This is a genomic window from Sphaerisporangium sp. NPDC049002 (genome assembly GCF_040649355.1).
Lineage (GTDB): Bacteria > Actinomycetota > Actinomycetes > Streptosporangiales > Streptosporangiaceae > Sphaerisporangium.
The window spans coordinates 1-6,303 of record NZ_JBEZFH010000309.1 but is presented as its reverse complement, the minus strand read 5'-3'; the positions used below and the strand labels follow the sequence as shown (position 1 = coordinate 6,303).

At 70.9% G+C, this 6,303-nt stretch carries 4 protein-coding genes and 1 riboswitch; of the genes, 2 read left to right on the top strand and 2 right to left on the bottom strand.

All coding sequences use genetic code 11. The features are described from left to right. Window positions 1-489: 489 nt before the first annotated feature. Window positions 490-2,361, top strand: coding sequence for an RICIN domain-containing protein (locus tag AB0B89_RS34020; RefSeq protein ID WP_358561117.1), 1,872 nt, complete (start codon window positions 490-492; stop codon window positions 2,359-2,361). A 52-nt stretch (window positions 2,362-2,413) separates the two neighbouring features. Here the strand turns inward: AB0B89_RS34020 and AB0B89_RS34015 are convergent, their stop codons facing one another. Together AB0B89_RS34015 and AB0B89_RS34010 are read right to left on the bottom strand one after the other, a co-directional pair. Then, the gene (locus AB0B89_RS34015; protein WP_358561114.1) at window positions 2,414-3,736 is read right to left on the bottom strand and encodes a DUF6716 putative glycosyltransferase; all 1,323 of its coding nucleotides are present in this window, start codon (window positions 3,734-3,736) and stop codon (window positions 2,414-2,416) included. A gap of 14 nt (window positions 3,737-3,750) precedes the next feature. After that, window positions 3,751-4,737: a hypothetical protein gene (locus AB0B89_RS34010; RefSeq protein WP_358561111.1), complete on the bottom strand. Its 987-nt coding sequence runs from the start codon at window positions 4,735-4,737 to the stop codon at window positions 3,751-3,753. Window positions 4,738-5,352: 615 nt separating this feature from the next. Continuing rightward, window positions 5,353-5,502, top strand: a riboswitch (cyclic di-AMP (ydaO/yuaA leader). A gap of 14 nt (window positions 5,503-5,516) precedes the next feature. On the opposite strand from AB0B89_RS34010, the gene AB0B89_RS34005 reads away from it, so the two are divergent. After that, the gene (locus AB0B89_RS34005) at window positions 5,517-6,197 is read left to right on the top strand and encodes a CHAP domain-containing protein (RefSeq protein WP_358561109.1); all 681 of its coding nucleotides are present in this window, start codon (window positions 5,517-5,519) and stop codon (window positions 6,195-6,197) included. Window positions 6,198-6,303: the final 106 nt, after the last annotated feature.

The window sequence follows — 6,303 nt, the reverse complement described above, 5'->3', positions numbered from 1 at the left end:
CCCATGATCACGCCCGTGATCATGGGGCCGCCGTCGTCATGGACGTGCCCACCGTCGCGGCGCTTCAGGGAGTTTTCCATCGCCGGCCGGCCTCCGTCGGCCTGATCCCCACCCCCGAGCCCCCAGCCAAAGACAAGGGCCTCACCACCCGCCTCCACCGCGCCCTCACCGGCCGACCGGCGACATTTCCCTCCGTCCGAAGCCGCAGAGCACAGGGGCATGTCTCGCCTTTTGAGAAAGGCCGTGGACCGGCTCGCTCGGACGTGATAGGTGCGTACACGGCCGCCATGGCTCACGCCTGTGAGCTGGAGGTTTCCCACCGGTGAATGCTTTGTTCGGCGTCGAGGTTCCATTATTTGCGTTTACTGGAATTATCACACGAGGCTACAAATCACCCGATTGGGTCGTTTGAATGCGTTGCCGTCACGGGTTTTTGTGATAAATCTTACAATCAGTCGGACTTGCGTGTTTATGATGTGATCATTACCGATGAGTCGCCCTCTAGGGCGTATCCGCACCCGATCGGAGTTCATCGGAATGCAGCTCAGGCGAAACCTCTCCCTGGTCGCCGCGTCGGTCCTCCTCGCGGCCGGTATGGTCGCCTCACCCTCGGCGGCGTCGGCCGCCCCTCCGCCGGACGACGGCCCCTCCTCCCACGCCGTGTACGACACCTTCCCCGGCGCCAAGCTCGGCGAGCACGCCGGCCCGGCGGCCCTCGCGCCGAGCCAGGCCAAGGCGCGGGTCAGCCCGCAACTGGTGGCCTGCGACGGCGACGGCACCAGCGGCAAGCGCGTCGAGGTCCTGTACGTGCGCGAGGCGTCGATGCCCGACCGCTACACCCAGTTCCTGCCCATGTTCCGGGCCTGGCTGGCCAACGCCGACGACGCGTTCAACGACGGGGCGGCCACCTCCAACCGCAGCCGGCACATCCGTTACGTCACCACTGCGGTGAGCGGCGGCTGCGCCGCCGTCGTGCGCAACGTGGTGGTCCCCGCCGGGTCACTGGCCGACTTCGCCACCAGCATCACCGCCGTGAAGGCCCTCGGCTACACCAGCACCGACCGCCACTACCTCATGCTCACCGAAGCCACGGTGATCTGCGGCGTGGGTGAGATCAAGAGCGACGACCTGACGACCGGGGCCGCCAACCTCAACAACGGGCTCGCCTTCGCCCGCGTGGACGCCATCCCCGGCTGCTTCGGCGCGAACGCCATCGCCCACGAGCTGGGGCACACCTTTGGCGCCGTGCAGCTCAGCTCGGCCCACTCCGACGGCACCTGGCACTGCCTGGACCAGTGGGACCTCATGTGCTATGGCGGCACGCCCTCGTGGAACTGCCTGCAGTGGAACGACTACCGGCTGCCCGACTGCAACCGGGACGACTACTACAACGCCGCCCCCACCGCCGGAACCTACCTGGCCACGCACTGGAACGTCGCGAGCAGCGCCTACCTCATCGCGGGCGGCACGGCCGACAGCGACGCGCACCCCAAGGTCGGCAACACCTACGTCATCACGAACGTCTCCACGGGAGGCGCGCTCGAACCCATCGGCGCGTCCACCGGGGCGCTTACCGAGCTGAGCCAGCGCGCCCGCGTCGACACCCCCAGCCAGAAGTGGCTGATGGGCTACACGACCGGGCTGCAGTTCGTCAACGTCGGCAGCCGCCTGTGCGCCGACAGCTCCTACAGCGGCACCACGCCCGGCACGACGCTCCTGCAGTACATCTGCGCCGGCCAGGACGGCATGCGCTTCGCCTACCTTCCGACCGGCGGGAACACCTACGCGATCTTCGACTGGCTGTCCGGGCTGGCGCTGACCGCGAGCGGCGCCTACCCGGCGCCCGTCACGCAGCAGACCTACACCGGCGCTACCAACCAGCAGTGGGTGTTCAACCAGGTCACGGGCATCGCGCCGGTCAACAACAGCGTCTACTACCTGCAGGGGCTCGGCAGCCGCGACAACGCGGAGCCCGCGGGCGGCTCCACCGCGTCCGGCGCGCTGATCACGCACAACGCCCCGTCCGGAGCCACCAGCCAGCGGTGGACGCTCCAGGCCACCGGGTCGTACTGGAAGCTGGTGAACGTCAACAGCGCCAAGTGCCTGGACCTGGTCTCGGCGAGCACGTCCACCGGCGTCCAGATCAGGCAGGCGACCTGCGGCACCGCGACCAGCCAGCAATGGACCTTCCAGCGGGTCGCGGACGGGACGTCCTTCCTGGTCAACCGCTTCAGCGGCAAGGTGCTCGACACACCTCCCGGCGGCGGCACCACCCTGGACCAGCAGACGGTCACCGGCAACACCGACTCCGGCCTCGGCATCGTCGCGGGCGACCAGATCTGGTATCTGAACCCCGTCTGACCCGTGCGGGCCGCCCGGTCTCCCCGGGCGGCCCCCGGCCGCGGCGTACCTGCTAGCCGAGCGCCTTGAGGTAGCGGCGGACGCGGCGGCCGGCGCGGTAGCCCACGCGCAGGACGTCCGGCGGGACCTCGACGCGCAGGCGGGCGCGGCGACGGGCCGCGGCGTGCCCGGGACCGTCGAGCAGCGGCCGGACCGGGGGCAGGCCGCCGGCGCGCGCCCGCTCCACCAGCACGGCGAGCTTGACCACCCAGTCGCTCACGGCCGGGTCGTGGAAGTAGTTGGCGTCGCGCCAGGCGGCGGCGGGCTGCCGGAATTCGCCGCGGGTGAGCTCCTCCAGGGTGCCGAGGCATCCGCTGTCCTCGAACACCAGGTTGATCATCTCCGCGCTCACCCCGAAGTCGGACAGCACCAGCAACGGGACCCTCCCCGCGATCGCCTCAAGCGCCGCCGTGGAGCTGACCGTCACGAACGCCGCCGCCTCGGAGAGGTGCTCGCGCATCGCGCCCGCCGCGAACCTCACGCCGCCGTCGCGCACCGCGCCCGTCTCGACGAGCCCGCGCCACAGCCGCTCGTAGTGGTACCGCTCGTTGTGGGTCTGGCGCTCGGTCGGAAGGGCCCGGAGCTTGACCACCACGTCCAGGTCGGGGCGGGCCTCGGCGAGCCGGGCCAGGGCGAGCAGGATGCCCTCCCGCTCCTCGCGCCGCTTCGGCACCTTCGCCTGGGTCGCGAACACCACCCGCCTCCCGCCCTCCTCCGCCACGGTCTCGCCGGCCTCGGACGGCCCGGTCTCGCCCGCCTCGGACGGCACGGCCCGCGCGGTGAGCGGCGCGGGGCCGGGCCGCCCGGTCGTCGAGGGGAAGACGAGCCGGTCGGCGGACGTGGGGCGGGCGAGGGCGTGGTCGAGGTAGGGCAGGCGGGCGAGCGCCATCTCGCCCTCGGCGCCCAGCTCCCTGCCGATGCGGGCGAACTCCTCGACCTCCCTGCCGCTGTGCACGACGAAGAGATCGCATCCGCCCCGGTACAGCCAGGCCTTCTCCGTCGCGGGGATCGAGATGCCAGGAAGGCCCGACACGAAGACCGGGCGGGGGCTCAGCCCGTCGAACACCTCGCTCACCAGCACGTCGACCACGGGCCCCGTGCAGGAGACCAGCACGACGTCCGGCCTGATCCGCTCGGCGAGGCGGCGAAGGCCCCGCGCCGGCACCACCGCCGGCGGCTCCTCGGTGTCGAACCGCGTCCCGTTGACGGCGGCGGCGATCTGACCCGGGGACGGGACGATCGGCGTGCGCACCACGGCCAGCGTCGACGTCCACCCGGCGGGGAGCTGGTCGAGGAGACCCGCCGCCCACTTCAGGTAGGAGTCCGAATCGGCCACAGCGAGAACCCGGGTCAAGGAGAAGCCCTTTCGTGCGCGAACATCTGGAGGTGTGATCGGAGGGAGACCGTCGCCGTCGGCGTCCACCAGTCGTCGGGGACCTCCACGGTCTCCACGGGGACGCCGCGCGCCGACAGCAGGACGCGCAGCGAGGTGACCGCCGTGGAGGGCAGGCTCAGCACCCGCTGCCCCGGCCGCAGGTCCCGCAGGGTCATCTCGACGGGGACCCCGCCGTCGTACACGGTGACGCCCGGGTGGCCGCGGACGGCCGCCAGGTCGCCGGGGTCCTCCCGCCTGTGCGGGTAGTAGGCCAGCGGCCCCTTGAGGGCGAAGAGCCAGGCGAGGTAGCGGTCGCGGTGGATCAGCCCGTTTCGCACCAGCGACGTGCCGAGGACGACCGTGCTCTCGGCGGGCCGGGGATGGGCGACCGCGGGCTGGGAGCGCAGCCAGGCGAAGTCGTGGGTCACCAGCTCGGCCCCGATCTCCCGTACGGCCTTCGCCAGCTCGGCGGGCACGGGCAGCGCGGTGAACACGGTGAGCCGTCCGGCCCGGGCGGCGGCCCGCAGCCGGATCGCGGCGGCCGCCCCCAGCATCCGCCGCGTCGGGCTCGCCTTGGCGCGGGCGCGCACGAGGGGGGTGCCGAGCCTCGCGGTGAGCAGCTCAAGGAGGCGGATCGTGGCCAGGCCGTCGTCCACCAGGACCATGCGCGTGGGCGCGGCGGTGAGCGAGGTGAGCTGCATCCTGCCGGAGAAGGCGTCTCCGAGGACCCACGCGGAGTCGCGGCCCGGACGGGGCATCCCGCCCTCGGCGGTCTCGATCTCCAGCCCGGCGGGCAGGTCGAGGGTGGTCAGCTCCGTGCGGGTGACGCGGAGCCCGGGCAGCTTGGCGCGGGTCACCACGCGCGTGCCCGCCCCGACGACCCCGGCGTACCGCGCCTCGACCGCGCACAGCAACTGGAGGGGCGACTCCACCCAGGCTACGGCCGGCACCTGCTCCCGCACGCGGCTTCGACCGTTCCTCTCCACGCCGGGCATTGACACTTTCACGACGCAAGCAACGTAACCGGGTGACCCGACGCAGGGGGGAACAACCGATGAACGGAGGACAACGACGGATCAGCCAGGTCTCGCTGTTCTCGTTGTGGTCCGGCCGGGCCGCCTCCCTTCCGCGGGGTCGGTGCCGGAGATCCCGGTTCCCAAGGCGGACCTCCGGTGCCTCGTGCCTCACGCACCATCCGTGTGCCCTCGTCACTCCAGCCCGCTTGACACCAGCGGTGCGAGGCATCACAACTATCACTTTCGCCCGGCTCATCCCGACTCTCCGCACCGGTGCCGCCGATGGCGCCGAGGTCGCGCCCGGCGGCAGGAGCGCTCCTCCGTACCCAGGTCAAGGCGGGTGAACCCCAGCCCGGAGGCCACCGGCCCCGGCGCGGTCAAGGCAGGTTTGCCCTCCAGTCCCCCGTCATAGCCCAGAGGTTTGTCCTGTTTGCATGTGTTTGTCCGATGTATTACTCTGAGTGGACTCCTGGCACAGGTACTGCCCGTTTGAGTACCCCGCTCGTGCCGTGGAGATTGCACAGCGCGGCTCGGTCCACTGCGGAGATCCCTCTCCCGCCGCTACGCGCTACGCCGAGTCCGCATCGCGCGGAGCCGGGGACCCACCTCCTCTGGGGTGAATCGGGATCGTCACTCCCACGGACGATCCCGTAGGGCGAACTTCCACGCCCGAACCCGTCAGCTAACCCGGTAGGCGGCTTGGAAGAAGGAGTATCCCCTTGTCAATGTCGATACATCGGCTTCTGGACGCCCCGAAGAACCATCTCAAAGCCTTCGCCTTCGGCGGCCTGGTCCTCGCCCAGGCGGTGACGGGCACGGCCCTCGCGGCCAACGCCTCCGCCGACGACACGATCCACAACCTCGCCGGCGCCGAGGCGCCCATGACCGTGCAGGCTCCGGAATCCGTGAGGCGGGTCTCCGCCGAGCAGCTGCTGAGCCTCGCGGAGCGACAGGTCGGCATCTCCGAGAACAGCGCCGGTGGCGGCACCAAGTTCCACTCCTGGTACATGAGCACTCCGAGGGCCAGGGAGACCGTGGCCCGTGACAGCGGCACCATCGCCGGGTACGCCGACGCCGCCTGGTGCGACATGTTCGTCTCCTGGGTCGGCACCCAGCTCGGCATGCAGGACACCGTCGGCACCGACGCCTACACCGTCGCGCACGCCAAGTGGTTCGCGTCCCAGGACCGCTGGGGCAGCACTCCGAGGCCCGGCGCGGTCGTCTTCTTCGACTGGGGCCGCGGCAAGAGCCTGGACGACATCGACCACGTCGGCTTCGTCGTCAAGGACAACGGCGACGGGACGATCAAGACCGTCGAGGGCAACACGGGCAACGGCAAGGTCGAGATCCGTACCCGCCCGACCTCCCAGGTCGTGGGCTACGGCTACCCGAGCTACGCCGCCTGACAACCACCTCCCTGGCGCCCCTCTCGCAGGGGGTCGCCCCTCCGGACCATCGAAGGCGTCCTCCATGGGAGGGGAAGGCGACGACCCGCGCGTCCTGCTGGACCAA

Coding starts and splice junctions, on each gene's coding strand:
- AB0B89_RS34005 (WP_358561109.1), top strand. CDS start 5,517: ATGTCGATACATCGGCTTCTGGACGCCCCGAAGAACCATCTCAAAGCC.
- AB0B89_RS34020 (WP_358561117.1), top strand. CDS start 490: ATGAGTCGCCCTCTAGGGCGTATCCGCACCCGATCGGAGTTCATCGGA.